Origin of the sequence: Nocardiopsis flavescens (assembly GCF_900141985.1) — a bacterium.
In the GTDB taxonomy this organism is placed as follows: Bacteria; Actinomycetota; Actinomycetes; order Streptosporangiales; family Streptosporangiaceae; genus Nocardiopsis; species Nocardiopsis flavescens.
This window is the reverse complement of record NZ_FQZK01000001.1, coordinates 433,775-449,787: the sequence shown is the minus strand read 5'-3', so window position 1 is coordinate 449,787 and position 16,013 is coordinate 433,775. Positions and strand designations below refer to the sequence as shown.

General features: G+C 75.3%; 20 protein-coding genes. 1 reads left to right on the top strand and 19 read right to left on the bottom strand.

What is annotated here, in order from left to right; all coding sequences use genetic code 11:
- Positions 1 to 38 precede the first annotated feature (38 nt).
- On the bottom strand, positions 39 to 917 hold the full coding sequence (locus tag BUE45_RS02105; protein ID WP_073374312.1) for an aldo/keto reductase: 879 nt from the start codon (positions 915 to 917) through the stop codon (positions 39 to 41).
- A 249-nt stretch (positions 918 to 1,166) separates the two neighbouring features.
- A complete protein-coding gene (locus BUE45_RS32355; RefSeq protein ID WP_178378424.1) occupies positions 1,167 to 1,313 on the bottom strand; it encodes a hypothetical protein in 147 nt (48 codons plus the stop codon).
- A gap of 25 nt (positions 1,314 to 1,338) precedes the next feature.
- Between BUE45_RS32355 and BUE45_RS02100 the strand changes: the two genes are divergently transcribed.
- Positions 1,339 to 1,902 carry a CGNR zinc finger domain-containing protein gene (locus tag BUE45_RS02100; RefSeq protein ID WP_073374311.1) on the top strand — a complete coding sequence of 188 codons (564 nt, stop codon included), beginning with the start codon at positions 1,339 to 1,341 and terminating at the stop codon, positions 1,900 to 1,902.
- Here BUE45_RS02100 and asnB read toward each other — a convergent pair.
- The 17 genes from asnB to BUE45_RS02015 all read right to left on the bottom strand — a co-directional run bounded on the left by asnB (position 1,850) and on the right by BUE45_RS02015 (position 15,976).
- Entirely contained in the window at positions 1,850 to 3,691 is a 1,842-nt protein-coding gene (gene asnB / locus BUE45_RS02095) for an asparagine synthase (glutamine-hydrolyzing) (RefSeq protein WP_245832707.1), read from the bottom strand. The genes BUE45_RS02100 and asnB overlap by 53 nt on opposite strands.
- A gap of 21 nt (positions 3,692 to 3,712) precedes the next feature.
- Positions 3,713 to 5,191, bottom strand: coding sequence for a peptide MFS transporter (locus tag BUE45_RS02090; RefSeq protein ID WP_073374307.1), 1,479 nt, complete (start codon positions 5,189 to 5,191; stop codon positions 3,713 to 3,715).
- Positions 5,188 to 6,222 carry a ketoacyl-ACP synthase III family protein gene (locus tag BUE45_RS02085; protein ID WP_073374305.1) on the bottom strand — a complete coding sequence of 345 codons (1,035 nt, stop codon included), beginning with the start codon at positions 6,220 to 6,222 and terminating at the stop codon, positions 5,188 to 5,190. Before BUE45_RS02085 ends, BUE45_RS02090 begins: the two co-directional genes overlap by 4 nt.
- A 34-nt stretch (positions 6,223 to 6,256) precedes the next feature.
- Positions 6,257 to 7,594 (bottom strand): acetyl-CoA carboxylase biotin carboxylase subunit, encoded by a 1,338-nt coding sequence (locus BUE45_RS02080; protein WP_073374303.1) that lies wholly within the window; start codon positions 7,592 to 7,594, stop codon positions 6,257 to 6,259.
- A 16-nt stretch (positions 7,595 to 7,610) separates the two neighbouring features.
- Entirely contained in the window at positions 7,611 to 8,072 is a 462-nt protein-coding gene (locus BUE45_RS02075; protein ID WP_073374301.1) for an acetyl-CoA carboxylase biotin carboxyl carrier protein, read from the bottom strand.
- Positions 8,069 to 9,736, bottom strand: a complete 1,668-nt coding sequence (locus BUE45_RS02070) for an acetyl-CoA carboxylase carboxyltransferase subunit alpha (RefSeq protein ID WP_073374299.1) — start codon at positions 9,734 to 9,736, stop codon at positions 8,069 to 8,071. The genes BUE45_RS02075 and BUE45_RS02070 overlap by 4 nt, the downstream gene beginning before the upstream one ends.
- Entirely contained in the window at positions 9,733 to 9,933 is a 201-nt protein-coding gene (locus tag BUE45_RS02065; protein ID WP_143173233.1) for a hypothetical protein, read from the bottom strand. Before BUE45_RS02065 ends, BUE45_RS02070 begins: the two co-directional genes overlap by 4 nt.
- A gap of 11 nt (positions 9,934 to 9,944) precedes the next feature.
- Positions 9,945 to 10,253, bottom strand: coding sequence for an antibiotic biosynthesis monooxygenase family protein (locus BUE45_RS02060; protein ID WP_073374295.1), 309 nt, complete (start codon positions 10,251 to 10,253; stop codon positions 9,945 to 9,947).
- The gene (locus BUE45_RS02055; RefSeq protein ID WP_245832705.1) at positions 10,250 to 10,555 is read right to left on the bottom strand and encodes an antibiotic biosynthesis monooxygenase family protein; all 306 of its coding nucleotides are present in this window, start codon (positions 10,553 to 10,555) and stop codon (positions 10,250 to 10,252) included. Before BUE45_RS02055 ends, BUE45_RS02060 begins: the two co-directional genes overlap by 4 nt.
- A gap of 31 nt (positions 10,556 to 10,586) precedes the next feature.
- Complete coding sequence (locus BUE45_RS02050) at positions 10,587 to 11,333, bottom strand: SDR family NAD(P)-dependent oxidoreductase (RefSeq protein ID WP_073374292.1); 747 nt, start codon at positions 11,331 to 11,333, stop codon at positions 10,587 to 10,589.
- A gap of 32 nt (positions 11,334 to 11,365) precedes the next feature.
- Positions 11,366 to 11,836, bottom strand: coding sequence for an anthrone oxygenase family protein (locus BUE45_RS02045; RefSeq protein WP_073374290.1), 471 nt, complete (start codon positions 11,834 to 11,836; stop codon positions 11,366 to 11,368).
- Positions 11,837 to 11,902: 66 nt separating this feature from the next.
- The gene (locus BUE45_RS02040) at positions 11,903 to 12,370 is read right to left on the bottom strand and encodes an SRPBCC family protein (protein ID WP_073374288.1); all 468 of its coding nucleotides are present in this window, start codon (positions 12,368 to 12,370) and stop codon (positions 11,903 to 11,905) included.
- Entirely contained in the window at positions 12,367 to 12,624 is a 258-nt protein-coding gene (locus tag BUE45_RS02035) for an acyl carrier protein (protein ID WP_073374287.1), read from the bottom strand. The genes BUE45_RS02040 and BUE45_RS02035 overlap by 4 nt, the downstream gene beginning before the upstream one ends.
- Positions 12,625 to 12,626: 2 nt before the next feature.
- A complete protein-coding gene (locus BUE45_RS02030; protein ID WP_084736767.1) occupies positions 12,627 to 13,874 on the bottom strand; it encodes a beta-ketoacyl synthase N-terminal-like domain-containing protein in 1,248 nt (415 codons plus the stop codon).
- Positions 13,871 to 15,142 (bottom strand): beta-ketoacyl-[acyl-carrier-protein] synthase family protein, encoded by a 1,272-nt coding sequence (locus BUE45_RS02025; protein ID WP_073374285.1) that lies wholly within the window; start codon positions 15,140 to 15,142, stop codon positions 13,871 to 13,873. The genes BUE45_RS02030 and BUE45_RS02025 overlap by 4 nt, the downstream gene beginning before the upstream one ends.
- Positions 15,139 to 15,570, bottom strand: coding sequence for a cupin domain-containing protein (locus BUE45_RS02020; RefSeq protein WP_073374283.1), 432 nt, complete (start codon positions 15,568 to 15,570; stop codon positions 15,139 to 15,141). Before BUE45_RS02020 ends, BUE45_RS02025 begins: the two co-directional genes overlap by 4 nt.
- A gap of 79 nt (positions 15,571 to 15,649) precedes the next feature.
- Complete coding sequence (locus tag BUE45_RS02015) at positions 15,650 to 15,976, bottom strand: TcmI family type II polyketide cyclase (protein ID WP_073374281.1); 327 nt, start codon at positions 15,974 to 15,976, stop codon at positions 15,650 to 15,652.
- Positions 15,977 to 16,013: the final 37 nt, after the last annotated feature.

Here is a 16,013-nt window from a genome sequence, read left to right as displayed (position 1 = left end):
CCCCGGACGCCGTCCGGGGCGGGCCGCGGGCGCGCGCCTCAGCTCAGGTGGCTGCCGATCCGCTCGGCCTCCTCCTCCGACAGCCGCAGGGCTGCCGCCGCCGCGTTCTCCTCCAGGTGCGCCACCCGCGAGGTGCCCGGGATGGGCACCATCACCGGCGAGCGGTGCAGCAGCCAGGCCAGCGCCAGCTGCACGGGGGTGACCCCGCGCTCGGCGGCCAGGGCGGCCAGCGGCGATTCCGCCCCGGCCAGCGTGCCCCGGTCCACCGGGGCCCAGGGCAGGAAGGCGATCCCGTCCTTCTCGCACTGCTCCAGCACGTCCTCCGACTGCCGGAAGGAGGGCGCGTACTGGTTCTGCACCGAGGCGACGGGGACGACAGCGCGGGCCGCCGACAGCTCGTCCACGGTCACCTCGCTCAGCCCGATGTGCCGGATCTTGCCCTCCTCGCGCAGCAGCGCCAGCTCGCCCAGCTGGTCGGCGAGGGGCACCTCGGGGTCGATGCGGTGCAGCTGGAACAGGTCGATGCGCTCCAGGCCCAGGGTGCGCAGGCTCATCTCCACCTGCTGGCGCAGGTACTCGGGGCGGCCCAGCCGGTGCCACCGCCCCGGGCCGGTGCGCACGAACCCCGCCTTGGTGCCGATGACCAGGTCCTCGGGGTAGGGGTGCAGGGCCTCGCGGATGAGCTGCTCGCTGATCTGGGGACCGTAGGAGTCGGCGGTGTCGATGAAGGTGACGCCCAGCTCCACCGCCCGGCGCAGGACCGCCAGCGCCCCGTCGCGGTCGCGCGGCGGGCCCCACACCCCCTCGCCGACGATCCGCATGGCGCCGAAGCCGAGCCGGTGGACCGGCAGGTCGCCGCCGAGGGCGAGCGTCCCCGAGAGTGCGGCGGTGCCCGCCGCGTCGTGCTGGTCGGTCACGGATGTCCCTTTCGTGTGCGGCCACCGCCGGAGACGCGCCCGGGCCGGTGGTGCGGGCAGGATCTCAGGAGGTGAGGGGCGCCCGCAAGGCACCACGGCCCCGGCCGGGCCGCCGGCGGTGCGCCGGGCGGTCCGCGGGGGCGGGTGGTGCGGGGTGCGTGAGGGCGGGGTCAGTGTGCGGCGGGTGTGGCCAGGGTGACGGTGGGGCCTGGTGGTGCGGGGACACGCGTCCGCGTCTGCGGGGACGGGTCAGCGCGGGGCGGGTGCGGCCACGGTGGCGGCGGGGGCCAGGGTGACGCGCCGGCGGCCGCAGGCGCAGTGCTGGTAGGAGACCAGGCCCTCGCTGGTGGAGTGCGCGGATTCGGTGGTCCAGTGGTGTTCGTGCTCGGTGGGCATGCGCCCAGTCTGGTGTAATGGCATTATGCATATCAACCCTTACGGCCAGGACCCGGTGGGGCTGGCCGTCGACCTGGTCAACCGCCCCCCGCACGACGCCGCCGACCTCGCGCGGCGCTGCGCCGCGGTCGGATTCGTGCTGGACCGGGAGGTCGGCGACGACGACCTGGCCCGGGTCCGCTCCTTCCTGGAGCGCTGGACCGGGGTCGTCGACGCCGCCGACCCCCCCGCGCGGGCCGCCCTGCTCAACCCGCTGCTCACCGAGTCCGCGTCCGCGCCGCGCCTGACCGACCACACCGGCGACGGCTGGCACCTGCACTACCGCCCCGACGGCCTGCCCGCCCACCGCCAGATCGCCGTGCTCGTCGCGGTGGGCACGGCCCTGCACCTGACCGGCCGGGGCATGGACCGGCTGGGCCGGTGCGCCGCCCGCGACTGCGCCCGCGTCTACGCCGACTTCTCCCGCAACGGGCGCCAGCGCTACTGCTCGCCCCCGTGCGGCAACCGCGACGCGGTGCGCCGCCACCGCGCCCGGGTCAAAGGGTCAGGCGCACCCCCTGGTCGGACAGCCAGGAGTTCAGCTGGATGACCATCTCGGCGTGGGTGCGGGCCACCCACACGCCGCGCCCGGACACCAGCGCCCCGGGGTCGGCGGCGGCCTTGGCGACCGCCTCGCGGTCCACCAGGTCGGCGACGGGCGCGCCGGGGTCGTCGAGCACCGCCAGCAGGTCCGCGCACAGCGCCTCGGCGTAGGCGATGTCCTGCACCACCGGGTAGGGGGACTTGCGGCGTTCGAGCACCTCGCGCGGCAGCACGTCCGCCAGCGCCGCGCGCAGCAGGCTCTTCTCCCGGCCGTCGAACCCCTTCATCGACCACGGGGCGTTGTAGACGTACTGGATGAGCCGGTGGTCGCAGTAGGGCAGCCGCAGGGACAGGCCCACCGACCGGGCGATCGCCTCGCTGTGCGGGAGCAGGGTCTCCAGCCAGTTCGTGACGTTGACGTACCAGGCCCCGCGCATGAGCGCCTCGCGCGGCTCCTCCCCGTCCGCGGGGCGGGGGACCCGGTCCATGGACTCGCGGTACCGCTCCCGCCCGTACCCGGCCACGTCCAGCCGCTCCAGCAGGTCCGGGGCGAGCAGGTCGGTGCCCAGCCCGTGCTCGGCCCCCGTCCAGCGCGCCATCGCGGTCCAGGGGAACGTCGGGGCCCGCAGCAGCGGCTCGTGCTCCATCCACATGACCCCGCCGAACACCCCGTCGGCCGCGTCGCCCAGCAGCGCCGTGTCCGTGTGCTCGCGCACCGCCCGGCACAGCAGGTACAGCGACGTGTTCATGTTGCCCAGCGGGCTCGGCATGTCCTTGGCCCGCAGCGCGGCGATCCGCAGGTCCGGGTCGAGCAGCTCGGCGGTGTCCACGACGATGTCGGTGTGCTCGGCGCCGGTGTGCTCGACCATCGCCCGCACGAACGGCGCGTCCGGGGTGCTCCACACCTCGTCCGCGCGGAAGTCCTCCTCGGAGCCGAACGCCACCGAGAAGGTGCGCAGCGGCGCGCCGCCGCGGTCGGCCCGCGCGGCCAGCGCGGTCACCCCGCTGGAGTCCAGGCCGCCCGAGAGCATCACGGCCGCGGGGGACCCGGACGGGGACTGCTCGGCGACCGCCGCCTCCACCAGGTCCGCCACGGTCCGCACCGTGGTCGCCAGGTCGTCGGTGTGCGGCCGGGCGGTCAGCGCCCAGTAGCACTCCTCGCGCACCCCGCCCCCGGTGACGCGGACCAGGTGCCCGGGCCGCACCTGGCCGACCCCGCGCAGGATCCCGTGCCCGGGGGTGCCCGCGTAGGACAGGATCTCGCGCAGGCCGTCGGCGTCCACGGCCCGCTCGGTCCCCGGGTGGGCGAACAGGGCCTTGCGCTCGGAGGCGAACAGCGCCCCGTCCCCGTGCGGCAGGTAGAACAGGGGTCGGGTGCCCAGCCGGTCCCGGACCAGCAGCAGCTCCTCGCGGTCCACGTCCCACACGGCGAACGCGTACCCCCCGCGCAGGCGGCCGGCGCACCCGGCCCCCCACTCCAGGTACGCGGAGCCGACCACCCCGGCGTCGTCCTCCCCGGGCGCGCGGTGGCCGCGCGAGCGCAGCTCCGCCGCCACCTCCGCGGCGTTGTGGACCGCGCCGTCGAGGAGGACCACCGCGCGCGGGCGCCCCTCGCGCTCGACCACGGTGAGCGGGGGCCCGCCCGCAGGGGCGTTCCCGCGCCGGCCCAGCAGGGCCCGCCCGGAGGTCCACACCCCCTCGCGGCCGGGGCCGCAGGGCGACAGCGCGGCGGTCATCGACCGGACCACCGGCCACTGGCGCCGCAGGTCCCGCCCGTGGTCCACCCAACCCGTCATCCCGGACATGATGCTCTCCTCTCAGTTGGCACTCTCGACGGGGGCCGCCGCCGCGCTCCCGGCGGACAGGCGTGTCTCCAGGCCGCGGCGGGCCATGGCCAGGGCCAGGGCGACGACCAGTCCGGCCGCGCCCAGCCCCAGGTAGTAGAAGGTCTCGCCCACGACCGAGGACAGGCGGGCGAACTGCCCGCCCAGGGCCGCCCCGGTCGCGGCGAACAGCCAGAAGGCGCCCAGGACCTGGCCGTCCAGGCCGCGCGGCGCCACCTGGGAGGCCAGGCTCAGGCCCACCGGCGCGACCGCCAGCTCGCCCACGACCAGCAGCAGGTAGACGGCCAGCAGCCACCACGGGGAGACGGGGGCGGACTCGGCGCCCAGGGCGGCCCGGGCCATCAGCGCGAAGGCCGCCCCGCCGAACAGCAGGCCCACGGCGAACTTGGCGGCCGGGCCCACCCGGGCGCCCATCCGGATCCACAGCGCCGCGAACAGCGGGGCCAGCAGCAGCAGGAACAGCGGCTGGGCCGACTGGAACCAGCTGGCGGGGACCTCGAACCCGCCGACCGAGCGGTCCACCGACTCCAGGGCGAACAGGTTGAGCAGCGCCGGGCCCTGGGCGAAGAGCATCCAGAAGACCGCGGACGCCACCAGCATCCACACGAAGGCGCCCAGGCGGACGCGCTCCCCGCCCTCGCGCCGTCCGCGGATCAGCCGCGTGCAGTACACCACGGGGACCACCAGCACCCCTACGCCCACGAGCATCAGGACGTGGCGCGCCGACAGGACACCGGTCGCGGTCAGTGCGGCGAGCACGGCCAGGGGCGCGCCGCCCCACAGCAGCACCCGCCCGGCCACGGCGCGGCCCCGGCCGGGCGGCAGCGGGTCTCCGGGGCGGGCCCCGACATCGCCCAGGCCGCGCAGGCCCACCACGTAGTGGACCAGGCCCACCGCCATGCCCACGGCCGCCAGCCCGAACCCCAGGTGCCAGTCGATGCGCTCGGCGGCGTACCCGGTGACCAGCGGGGCGAACAGGGCGCTCACCTGGATGCTCACGTAGAACACCGAGAACGCCGCCTCGCGCCGCTCGGGCCGGCCCTCGAACATCCGCCCCACCATGGCGGCCATGCTGGGCTTGACCAGGCCGGTCCCGACCACCACCAGGCCCAGGCCGGGGTAGAGCGACAGGTCCCAGGGCACGGCCAGCACGGTGTGCCCGCAGGCGATGGCCGCGCCGCCCCACAGGGTGGCCCGGCGGGGACCCAGGATCCGGTCCGAGACCCAGCCGCCCGGCAGGGAGGCCATGAACACCAGGGCCATGTAGATGCCGAGCAGGGCGGCCGCGTCCTGGGCGCCCATGCCCAGGCCGCCCTCGGCGGGGGCGGCGACCAGGTACAGGTAGAGGATGGCGAGCAGGCCGTAGAAGCTGAACCGCTCCCACATGTCGACGACGAACAGGGTGCCGAACCAGCGCGGGTAGCCGAAGAACGTCTTCGCGGGGGCGCTCACCGCTCCTCCCCGGCGGCGGGGGTGCGCAGCAGCTCGACCACGGCGGCCGACCAGGTGAACCCGGCGCCGACCCCGACCAGCAGGCAGCGCTGCCCGGGGGCCAGGCCGCCGGTGGTCACCAGGTGGTGCAGCCCCGCGCACTGGTCCCCGGCGCCCAGGTGGCCCACGCCGCGCCCCCACTCCCAGGTGGAGGCCTGCGGGGCGATGCCGAAGCGGTCGAAGAAGTGCGCCCGCATCCGGGCCCTGCCCAGGTGGGGCAGCACGAACCGGTCCAGGTCGCCGAGCTTGAGCCCGGCCTCCTCCAGCACGAGGTCCACGACCCGGTCCTGTCCGGCGTCGATGCGCTCCAGGACGCCGTCCAGGCCGTGCTCGGACACGAACGCGCGGCGCGCCGACTCCACGTCGACGGGGGAGCCGTGCTCCAGGGGGGCGGCGCCGAAGGGGCGGCGCCCGCGCTGCATGCCCTCCAGGCCGGGGTCGGAGACGGTGGCCGCGGCCAGGACGCGGGCGAACCCGTCCCGGGTGGAGAGCACCAGGGCGGTGCCCCCGTCGGCGTACAGGGTCCCGGGGTCGGTGGTCCACCGGTCGAACCCGGGCGGGCAGAACCGGTCGCCGGTGGTGACCAGTGCGGTCGTGCGGGCGGGGTCGGCCAGCAGGTGGCCGGCGGCCAGCTCCAGGGCGGCCATCCCGCCGTTGGACATCTGGCGCACCTCGAACGCCGGGCCGCTCCCGGCGCCCAGGGCGACCCGCTGGACGTAGGAGGCGGGGGCCCACATGTCGTGGCCCTGGTGGTAGGTGGACGCGTGCAGGGTCAGGTCGGCGCGGGAGGCCCCGGCCATGCGCAGGGCCCCGCGCGCCGCCTCGGCGGCCATCTCGGGCCCCGACGCGCCCTGGGACACGCGCACCGCCTCGATGCCGGTGCGCCACACGGCGGTGCTGGCGCACAGGCCGCGGGCCACCGCCTCCTCGACCCGCAGCGGCGGTGCCAGCCGGTGGCCGGTCCCGGCCACGAACAGTCCCGTGAAGAGCACGGGGGCACTCCTTTCACTTTTTCGTGCCGCCCGGTCAGGGCAGCAGGCCGTCCAGCAGCGACGTGTCGTGCGAGGCGGACGCGAAACGGGGGTCGGCCAGGACCTCGCGGAGCACGCCCACGGTGGTGCGCACGCCCGGGCCGCCGACGCGGAACTCGCTCAGTGCCCGGTCCATGCGGGCGATCGCCCCTGCCCGGTCGGGCGCCCACACCACGACCTTGGCCAGCAGCGAGTCGTAGTCGGGGGTGACGGTCCACCCCGGCCGGGCGTGGGTGTCGACCCGGGTGAACGGGCCGCCGGGCGGCTCGAACTCGGTGAGCGTGCCGGGGGTGGGGGCGAAGCCGCGGCGGGGGTCCTCGGCGTTGACCCGGCACTCCAGGGCGGCCCCCCGCATCCGCACCGGGGCGGTGTCCAGGGGCAGGCCGGCGGCGACGTTGATCTGCTCGCGCACCAGGTCGACGCCGGTGACCATCTCGGTGACGGGGTGCTCCACCTGGATGCGGCAGTTGATCTCGATGAAGAAGAACTCGTCGCCGCTGACCAGGAACTCGAACGTGCCGGCGCCGGTGAAGCCGACCGCCAGGGCGCCGCGCACCGCCGCCTCGCACATGCGCTCCACGAGCGGCGCGGGCAGCCCGGGCGGGGGCGTCTCCTCGACGAGCTTCTGGTGGCGCCGCTGCACGGAGCAGTCGCGGGCGCCCAGGTGGACGCCACCGCCGTGCCGGTCGCACAGCACCTGCACCTCCACGTGGCGGGCCGGCTCCACGAACCGCTCCAGGTAGACGCGGCCGTCGCCGAAGACCGCCCGGGCCGAGGCCACGCACTCGCGGAAGGCGTCGGCGAGGTCCTCGGGGGCGTGCACGACCCGCATGCCCCGGCCGCCGCCGCCCGCCACGGCCTTGACGATCACCGGGTACCCCACGGCGGCGGCCACCTCGCGGGCGGTCGCCTCGTCGGGGACGGCTCCGGTGCTGCCCGGGACGGTGGGCAGCCCGGCGGCGGCCATGATGGTGCGGGTCCCCGCCTTGTCGCCCAGGCGGGTCATCACCTCGGCGGGCGGGCCGACGAAGGTCAGGCCGTGGGCCTGGCAGACCTCGGCGAAGTCGGGGTCCTCCGACAGGAACCCGTACCCGGGGTGGACCCCCTCGGCGCCGCTCATCAGGGCGGCCTCGATGACGGCGGGGATGTTGAGGTAGCTGCGGCGCGGGGCGGCGGGGCCGATGACGACGGTCTCGTCGGCGAACCGGGCCACCGCCGAGTCGCGGTCGGCGCTGGAGCAGGCGGCGACGGTGCGGATGCCCATCTCGCGGCAGGTGCGGGCCACGCGCAGGGCGATCTCGCCCCGGTTGGCGATGAGGATGCTCTTGAGCACGTCTTCTCCTCGCCGCTCAGGGGTTCTCGGGCAGGACCGCGACGAGGGGGCGCCCGTAGTCGACGGACTCGCCGTCGGAGACGAGGATCTCCACGACCCGGCCGCGCACGTCCGACTCGACGGGGTTCATGAGCTTCATGGCTTCGAGGATCCCGATCCGGGCGCCCTTCTCCACGAGGTCGCCGGGGACGACGAAGGGGGCCGCCCCGGGCTCGGGCGCGTGGTAGAAGGTGCCGACCATGGGGGAGGCGACGTGGTGGGCCCCGGGGTGCTCCAGGGCGGCGGGGGCCGCGGCCGGGGCGTCGTGGGCGGGCGGGGCGGCCGGGGCGGGCGGGGCCCACTCCAGCTCGACCTCGGTGTCGCCGGAGACCACCCGCAGCCGGGCCAGCCGGCCCCCGGCGGCGCCCAGCAGGGCCGCCGCCTCCTCGCACATGCGCGCCACCGCGGTCCCGGTGTCCTCGTGTCCGCGTTCGGTCATCGCGCCGACCTCCTGATCTGGTTGTGTCCGATGTCGCGGAAGCGCCGTCTGCGGCGTTCCAGGAGTTCCGACGGGGTGGACCCGGCCAGTTCGGCCAGGGCCGCCCGCAGGGCGCCGTGCAGGGCCCGGGCCGCGGCGGCCGGGTCGGTGTGGGCGCCCGCGCCGGGTTCGGGGACGACCGCGTCCACCGCGCCCATGCGCAGGAGCTCGCGGGCGTCCAGGCGCAGGGCGGAGGCGGCCTGGCGGGCCATGGCCCCGTCCCGCCACAGGATCGCGGCGCACCCCTCGGGGCTGATCACGGAGTAGACGGCCGAGGACAGGCACAGCACCCGGTCGGCGACGCCCAGGGCCAGGGCGCCGCCGCTGCCGCCCTCGCCGGTCACGACGCTGACGGTGGGGACGGGCAGCTGGGACATCAGCCGGATGCTCTCGGCGATGGCCACGGCCTGGCCGCGCTCCTCCGCCTCGGGGCCGGGGTAGGCGCCGGGGGTGTCGACGAGGGTGAGGACCGGGATGCCCAGCTTGGCGGCGAGCCGCATCAGCCGGGCGGCCTTGCGGTAGCCGTCGGGGGTGGGCATCCCGAAGTTGCGGGCGACGCGCTCGCGGGTGGTGTGGCCCTTCTGGTGGCCGATCACCATGACGGTGCGCCCGTCCAGCGAGCCCATGCCGCCGACGATGGCCGGGCAGTCCCCGGCGATGCGGTCGCCGTGCAGCTCGTGGAACCCGTCGAGGACGCGGTGGACGTAGTCCAGGGTGGTGGGGCGGTCCTCGTGGCGGGCGATGCCCACCGACTCCCAGGCGTCGCGCTCGGGCAGCCCGGCCGGGTCGCGCAGCAGCGGGGCGGGGCCGTCCGGGGGCGGCGGCGCGGGCTCGCCGCCGCCCAGCAGCCCGGCCAGGACCGCGCGCAGCTCCGAGCGGGGGCGCACGTCGTCCACCATCCCCTTGGACAGCAGGAACTCGGCGGTCTGGAAGCCCTCGGGCAGCTCGCGCCCCAGGGTCTGGGCGATCACCCGGGGGCCGGCGAAGCCCATGCGGGCCCCGGGCTCGGCGACGATGACGTCGGCCAGGGTCGCGAACGACGCCGCCACCCCGCCGAAGGTGGGGTCGGTGACCAGCGACACGGTGAGCACCCCGGCCCGGTCCAGCGCGGCCAGGGCCTGGGCGGTCTTGGCCATCTGGAGCAGGGAGAGGATGCCCTCCTGCATCCGGGCGCCCCCGGAGGCGGTGACCAGGACCAGGGGCGTGCGGGTCTCCAGCGCCAGGTCGGCGGCGCGGGCGATGCCCTCGCCCATCGCGGTGCCCAGGCTGCCGCCCATGAAGGAGAAGTCCAGGACGCACAGGACGACGGGCCGGCCCCGGACGGTGCCGGTCGACAGCAGCAGGGCGTCCTCCATGCCGGTGCTGCGGCGCGCCTCCCGCAGCCGCTCGGCGTAGGGGCGCAGGTCGGTGAACTCCAGCGGGTCCTCCGGCGGCGAGGGCAGGTCGACGGGGACCCGCGACCCCTCGTCGAGCAGCTGGGCCGTCCGCTCGGCGGCCCCCACACGGGAGTGGTGCCCGCACTCGGGGCAGACCCCCAGCGCGCGCCGGAACCTCTTGCGGTACACCAGGGCCGTGCAGCCGGGGCACGCCAGCCAGTCGGTGGTGGTGGGTGCGGTCACGGTCACGTCCGCTCCTCCTCGCACTGTTCGTCGGGTTCCACGTCCGGTCCAGGCGGGCGCGGGCCCCGTTCCGGTCCCGCCGCCGGGGGGACGGGGAAGTACAGCCGGCCGTAGGCGGCCAGGGACCGGCCGAGCCGGTCCAGGGCCGCCCGCGCCCACCGGGGGACGGGCCGCCGGCGGGCGCGGGCGTCGGGGGACCTCACGCCGACCACCCCTAGAAGGCCGCTTCGACCCGGTAGACCTCGAAGAAGCGGTCGCGTCCGCGGTCCTGGAAGGGCCGCAGGGGCGAGGTGGCGGAGCGGTGGCCGGAGCCGCCCTCCCACGCCCGGAAGGCGTCGAGGCTCTCCCACTCGCTCATCACGAGCAGGCTCCCCTCGTCGGTGAGCGAGGCCAGCAGCTCGTTGCCGAGCAGCCCGGGGGTGCCCGCCAGGTCCCCGCTGATGGACCGGTAGGCCTCGGCGACCGCGCCGGGCCCCTCGGCGGGGGCCCGGTGCCAGATCAGGACCCGGGCCCGGCCGCTCACCGGGACGTCCCGGCGAGCTCGTGGACGACCGTCATGGTGTGCATCGCCCCGCCCCTGCGGAAGGGGTGCAGCTTGGTGCGGTGCTCCACGTGGGCGTCGCTGTGCTCGAACTCGCGGAACCGCTCCTCGTCCACCCAGTCGCTGACGACGTAGTAGACGCTCTCCTCGGCGGAGTCGCGCAGCAGCCACTGGCCCAGGTTGGCGGGGTGGTCGGTGATCACGCGCCCGATGGACAGCCAGGTGTCCTCGAACCCCTTCTCCATGCCGGGGTTGAGCTCGAAACGCAGGAGTACGCGGAACACGTCGCGTCCTTTCTCTCGGTGGGGTGCCATGTCAGATGCCGCCGTCGACGGGGATCGAGGCCCCGGTGACGTAGCGGGAGAGGTCGCTCGCCAGGAACAGGACGACGTCGGCGACCTCGTCGGGCTCGCCCAGGCGCCCCAGCGAGGTCAGCTCCTCGTAGCGCTCGCGCAGCCGCGCGTAGCGCTCGGGGGGCATCGCCGAGGCCGCCTCGGTCTCGATGACGCCGGGGTCCACGACGTTGACGCGCACGCCCCGGCCGCCCAGCTCCTTGCACAGGGAGCGGGAGAAGCCCGTCAGCCCGGCCTTGGCGGCCGTGTAGTGGGAGCGGGTGGGGATGCCGACCATGGCGGCGCGCGAGCCGATGTTGACCACCGAGGAGCCCGGGCCCAGCAGCGGCAGGGCGAGCTGCGTGACCAGGAAGGCCCCGGTGAGGTGGGTGTCGATGATGCGGTGCCACTCGTCCTCGCCGAGGTCGCCGAAGGGGACGTGGCTGATGACGCCCGCGTTGTTGACGACGACGTCGAGGCCGCCGCGGGTGCGGCAGTCCTCGACCAGCTCCCGCACCTGGTCCCGGTCGCGGACGTCGACGCGGACGACGCGGTGGTCGCCGGGGACGTCCTTGAGCTCCCGGGCCAGGGTGAGGGCGGCCTCGTTCTCGGTCAGGTGGCAGACGGTCACGTCGGCGCCGGCGCGGGCCAGGGTGAGGGCGACGGCGCGGCCGATGCCGCGGGAGCCGCCGGTCACCAGGGCCTTCTTGCCGGACAGGGATGCGTTCATGGGTTCCTCGTCGTGGTCGCGGGTTCGGGGGGTCACAGGGCGGCCAGGGCCGCGGACAGGGCCAGGGAGTTGACGAGCAGTGCGGCGGCGGCCAGGCCGGTGCGCACCGCGTTCCAGTCCCGCCACCGGCGCCGGGGGTCGACCGACTCCCAGTCCGGGGGCAGGTCGTCGGGGTCCAGGGCGGCCACCCAGCGGTTGATGGGGACGTTCTTGGTCAGGGAGACGGCGATGGCGGCGACGAGCAGGGCGGCGGCGGTGCCGGCCAGGGCGCGCACGGGCGCCTCCGGCGCGGTGGCGACCAGCGCCAGGTCCGCGATCAGGGCGGTGATGAGGCAGACGGGCATGAACGGGTCGAACCTGGAGACCAGGAAGCGGTGCACCGGCACGTACTGCTCCTTGGGCAGGCGCAGCAGCAGGGGGGCGCCGCCCAGGAAGGCGATCATCATGCCCCCGGCCACCAGGCCGTTGCCCGCCAGGGCGATCGGCAGAAGAATCCAGGACATGCTCAACTCCAGTCGGAGCCGGCGGAGGCCGTCCCGGGGCCGGTCGGCCCGGCCCCGGGACGGTGCTCACGACGGCGTGTTCGCGCGCCGGGCGGCCTGCTCGACCCGTTCCTTGATGTGGGGCATCTGCTCGGAGGTGTTCTTGGCGATGTGCGCGGCCATGGCCTCGTCGTCGAAGGGCATCTCGTCCTTGACGTGGAACTCCTGGACCCAGCGCATCTCCACGCCGCCCTCCACGGGCGTGTACTCCCAGAAGATGTGCATGAACTCGAAGGGCCCGGTCTCGACGCGGCGCGCCCGGACCGTGCGCGAGGCGCGGTCGGGGGTGCGCTCCGAGACCCAGCTCCAGACCTTGCCCGACTCGTCGGGGTGCAGGGCCAGCCGGAACCGGACGGTGTCGCCGTCGCGTTCGAGGACCTCCGCCTCGGCGTACTCGGTGAACAGCTCCGTCCAGGACCCGACGTCGTTGGTCATGTCCCAGACCAGGTCCAGGGGCGCGTCGATGACCACGGAGGCCTCGGTGCGGGCGCTCACGGCGCCACCCCGATCCGCCCGTTGACGTAGTCGATGAAGGCGCGGGGGGTGTCCAGCTCGCCCACCTTGTCCTCGGGCAGGCCCACGTCGAACTCCTTCTCGACCTTGTTGGCGATCTCCAGCACGGCCAGGGAGTCGTAGCCCAGGTCGGTGAAGGGGGTGTCGAGGATGTCGCCGTCCAGGTCCACCCCGTCGTCGACCCCCACGGACGCCCGTGTGACCCGACGGAAGGCGTCGGCGTCGAAAAGTGCCATCGTTAACCTCCTGAGACGCTGCTGCGGGCCGGGTCCCGGGGTCCGCGGACCACGAGGGCGGAGTTGAAGCCCCCGTGGCCGCGGCCCAGCACCACGGCGATGCGCGGGTCCGCCGCGCGCGGTTCTCCCGTGACCAGGTCGATCTCACAGCCCCGGGCGAGTTCGGTGACGTTGGGCGTGGCCGGGATGACCCGGTCGCGGCAGGCCAGCAGGGCGGTGACGGCGTCCAGCGGGCCCGCGCCCGCCGAGAGCCGCCCCACCAGGGCCTTGGGCGCGGTGACGGGGACCCCGCGGGGGCCGAACACCGCGGTGATGGCGCGGGCCTCCTCCAGGTCGGGCCCGGGCAGCCCGGCGGCGTCGGCGAAGACCGCGCCCACCTCGCCGGGGGCGACCCCGGCGTCGTCCAGGGCCGCCCGCAGTGCCTGTTCGAGGGCGGGCGGGCGCCCGCTCCCGGGCCGGGGGTCGAAGGTCGAGGCGTGGCCGATGACCGCGCCGTGGTCCTGGGCGGCGCCGCGCCCGCGGGCGTGTCCTGGGCTCTCCAGGACGAGGATGGCCCCGCCCTCGCCGGTGACGGCCCCCGTGGCGTTGGCGTCGAAGGGCAGGAACGCCCGGTCGGGGTCGCTGCGGGTGCTCAGGCGGCCGGTGGGGATCTGGGAGACCAGGCCGGCCGGGGACATGGGCGACTCGGTGCCGCCGACCAGGACCAGGCCCTGGTCCCCGGACAGGGCGCGGCGGCCCTGGCCGATGGCGTCGAGGCCGCCGGCCTGGTCGGCCACCACCACCCCGCAGTGGCCGCGCAGCTTGTGCCGGATGGAGAGCTGGCCGCTGGTCGCCGCGTAGAACCACGCGATCGACATGTAGGCGCTCATGTGCTCGGGGCCGTTGCTCCAGAGGTTCTCCAGCTCGCGCTGGCCGAACTCCACGCCGCCGGTGCTGTTGGCGGTGATGACGCCGAGCCCGTACTCGTCCAGCGCCGCCGTGTCGGCGCCCGCGTCGGCCAGCGCCTCGGCGGCGGCGGCGAACGCCAGGTGGCTCATGGTGGAGGTCTCCACCAGAAGCCGGCTGGAGACGTGCTCGGCGGGCTCGAAGCCGTCGACCTCGCCGGCCAGGGTCACGGGGTAGGGGGTGTGGTCGAAGCGGCCGATGCGGCCGATGCCGCCGCGCCCCTCCAGGACCGCCTCCCAGTAGGACTTGGTGCCGATGCCGTTGGGGGCGACGACCCCCATGCCGGTCACGCGCGCCTCGTTCACGCGGCACCTCCCCGGGGGGCGGTCACGACGATGGCGCTCTGGAACCCGCCGAACCCGCTGCCCACCGACAGGGCGACGTCGGTGCGGTGCTCGCGGGCGGTCAGGGGCACGTAGTCCAGGTCGCACTCGGGGTCGGGGGTGTGCAGGTTGGCGGTGGGCGGGACGACGTCGTTGTCGATCGCGAGCGCGCACGCGGCGATCTCGATGGAGCCGATGGCGCCCAGGGAGTGGCCGACCATGGACTTGATCCCGCTCATGGGGGTGCGCCGGGCGTGCTCGCCCAGGCTGGCCTTGACGGCGGCGGTCTCGTGCCGGTCGTTCTGCCGGGTGCCCGAGCCGTGGGCGTTGACGTAGTCCACGTCCTGGGGGGCCACGCGGGCGCGGTCCAGGGCGACCCGGATGGCCTCGGCCATCTCGCGGCCGTCGGGCTTGAGGCCGGTCATGTGGAAGGCGTTGGCGCGGGTGGCGTAGCCGCCGATCTCGCAGTAGACGCGGGCGCCGCGCCGCCGGGCGGCCGAGGCCTCCTCCAGGACGAACATCGCCGCGCCCTCGCCCAGGACCAGGCCGTTGCGGTCGTTGTCGAAGGGGCGGCAGGCCTGCGCCGGGTCGTCGTTGGTGGTGGAGGTGGCGCGGATCGCGTCGAAGCAGGCGACGGTGATGGGGGAGATGGGGGCCTCGGTGGACCCGGCCATCACCACGTCGGCGCGCCCGTCGAGGATCTGCTCGGCCGCGTAGCCCAGGGCGTCGATGCCCGAGGTGCAGCCGGAGGAGACGACCGCGGCGGGGCCCTCGGCGCCGGTGGCCCAGGCGACCTCGCGGGCCATGGAGGAGGGGGTGAAGTAGTCGTAGATGTGCGGGACGGCGTACTCGTGGTCGACGAGCCACTTGCGGCCGCCGTCGCTGACCACGGTGTACTCCCGCTCCAGGCCCATGGTGCACCCGACGGCGTTGCCGACGGTGACGGCGGTGCGCTCGGGGCGCAGGTCGGCGGGGGACAGGCCGCTGTCGCGCAGGGCCTCCCCGGCGGTGACCACCCCGAACTGGGTGGCCCGGTCCATGCGCCGGACCTCCTGGGGGGTGAGCCCGGCGGCCACGGGGTCGAAGTCGGCCTCGGCGGCGATGCGGCAGCGGAAGCCGTCGGTGTCGAAGAAGGTGATGGCGCGGGTGGCGGTGCGGCCCGCGGTGATGCACTCCCAGAAGGCGTCGCGGCCGACCCCGCCCGGGGCGATGACCCCGATGCCGGTGACGGCGACGCGGCGCCCGCTCATCGGGCTCCCCCCACCCGGGAGGCCGGGCCCGTGCCGGGCGCCGGGAGCTCTTCGAGGTCCACGTGGCCCAGCTCGGGGCGCGGGGCCAGCGGGCCCAGGTGGAACACGGCGCGCGCGGGGCCGGACCCGGGGTTGCGGATGCGGTGGCGCTCGCCGACGGGGACGACGGCCGCGTCGCCGGCGGCCATCTCCACCTCCTCGTCGCCGATGCGCAGGACCACGGCGCCGCTCACCACGTACACGAACTCCTCGGAGTAGGGGTGGGTGTGCTCGCACACGTACTCCTGCGGGTCCAGGACCAGGGTCCCCCCGAAGCCGGAGGTGGATCCGACCGTTCTGGGGCTGAGCAGGACCCGGACCTCGCCACCGCGTCTGCGGTCGGCCGGGACGTCCCTCTCGGAGACCTTCACCACCGGGGCGGCGGTCATGGGCACCTCCTTGTTTCTGTGCTCTGGCTTGTCGTCGAATGCCTGGTGCGGCCGGGACGGGGGCGCGGGGCCCCGCCGCCTACCGGCCGTCGGGGGTCCACGAGTAGAAGACCTCGGCCATGGCGTCCTTGGGCTCGCTCCAGGCCGGGTCGTAGGGGCTGATGTACTGCGCCAGCCGCCGGTGGACGTCCTCGTAGAGGGGGTGGGACCGGGCCCGGTAGAGGTTGCCGGTGATGTTCTCGTCGGCTTCCACCAGGTGGAAGTAGAGGTCGTGGAACCGCAGCAGGGTGCGCCGGTCCACGCCGATGAGGTGGGGCAGGTCGGTCGCGTCCGAGTCGGCGAAGACCCGGGCGACGTTGTCGGCGTCGGAGGGGTCCATCCGGGCGACGATGAGTGTTCGGTGCATGTCCTCGCCTCTTGCGCGGAGGTCTACGGGGTCGCGA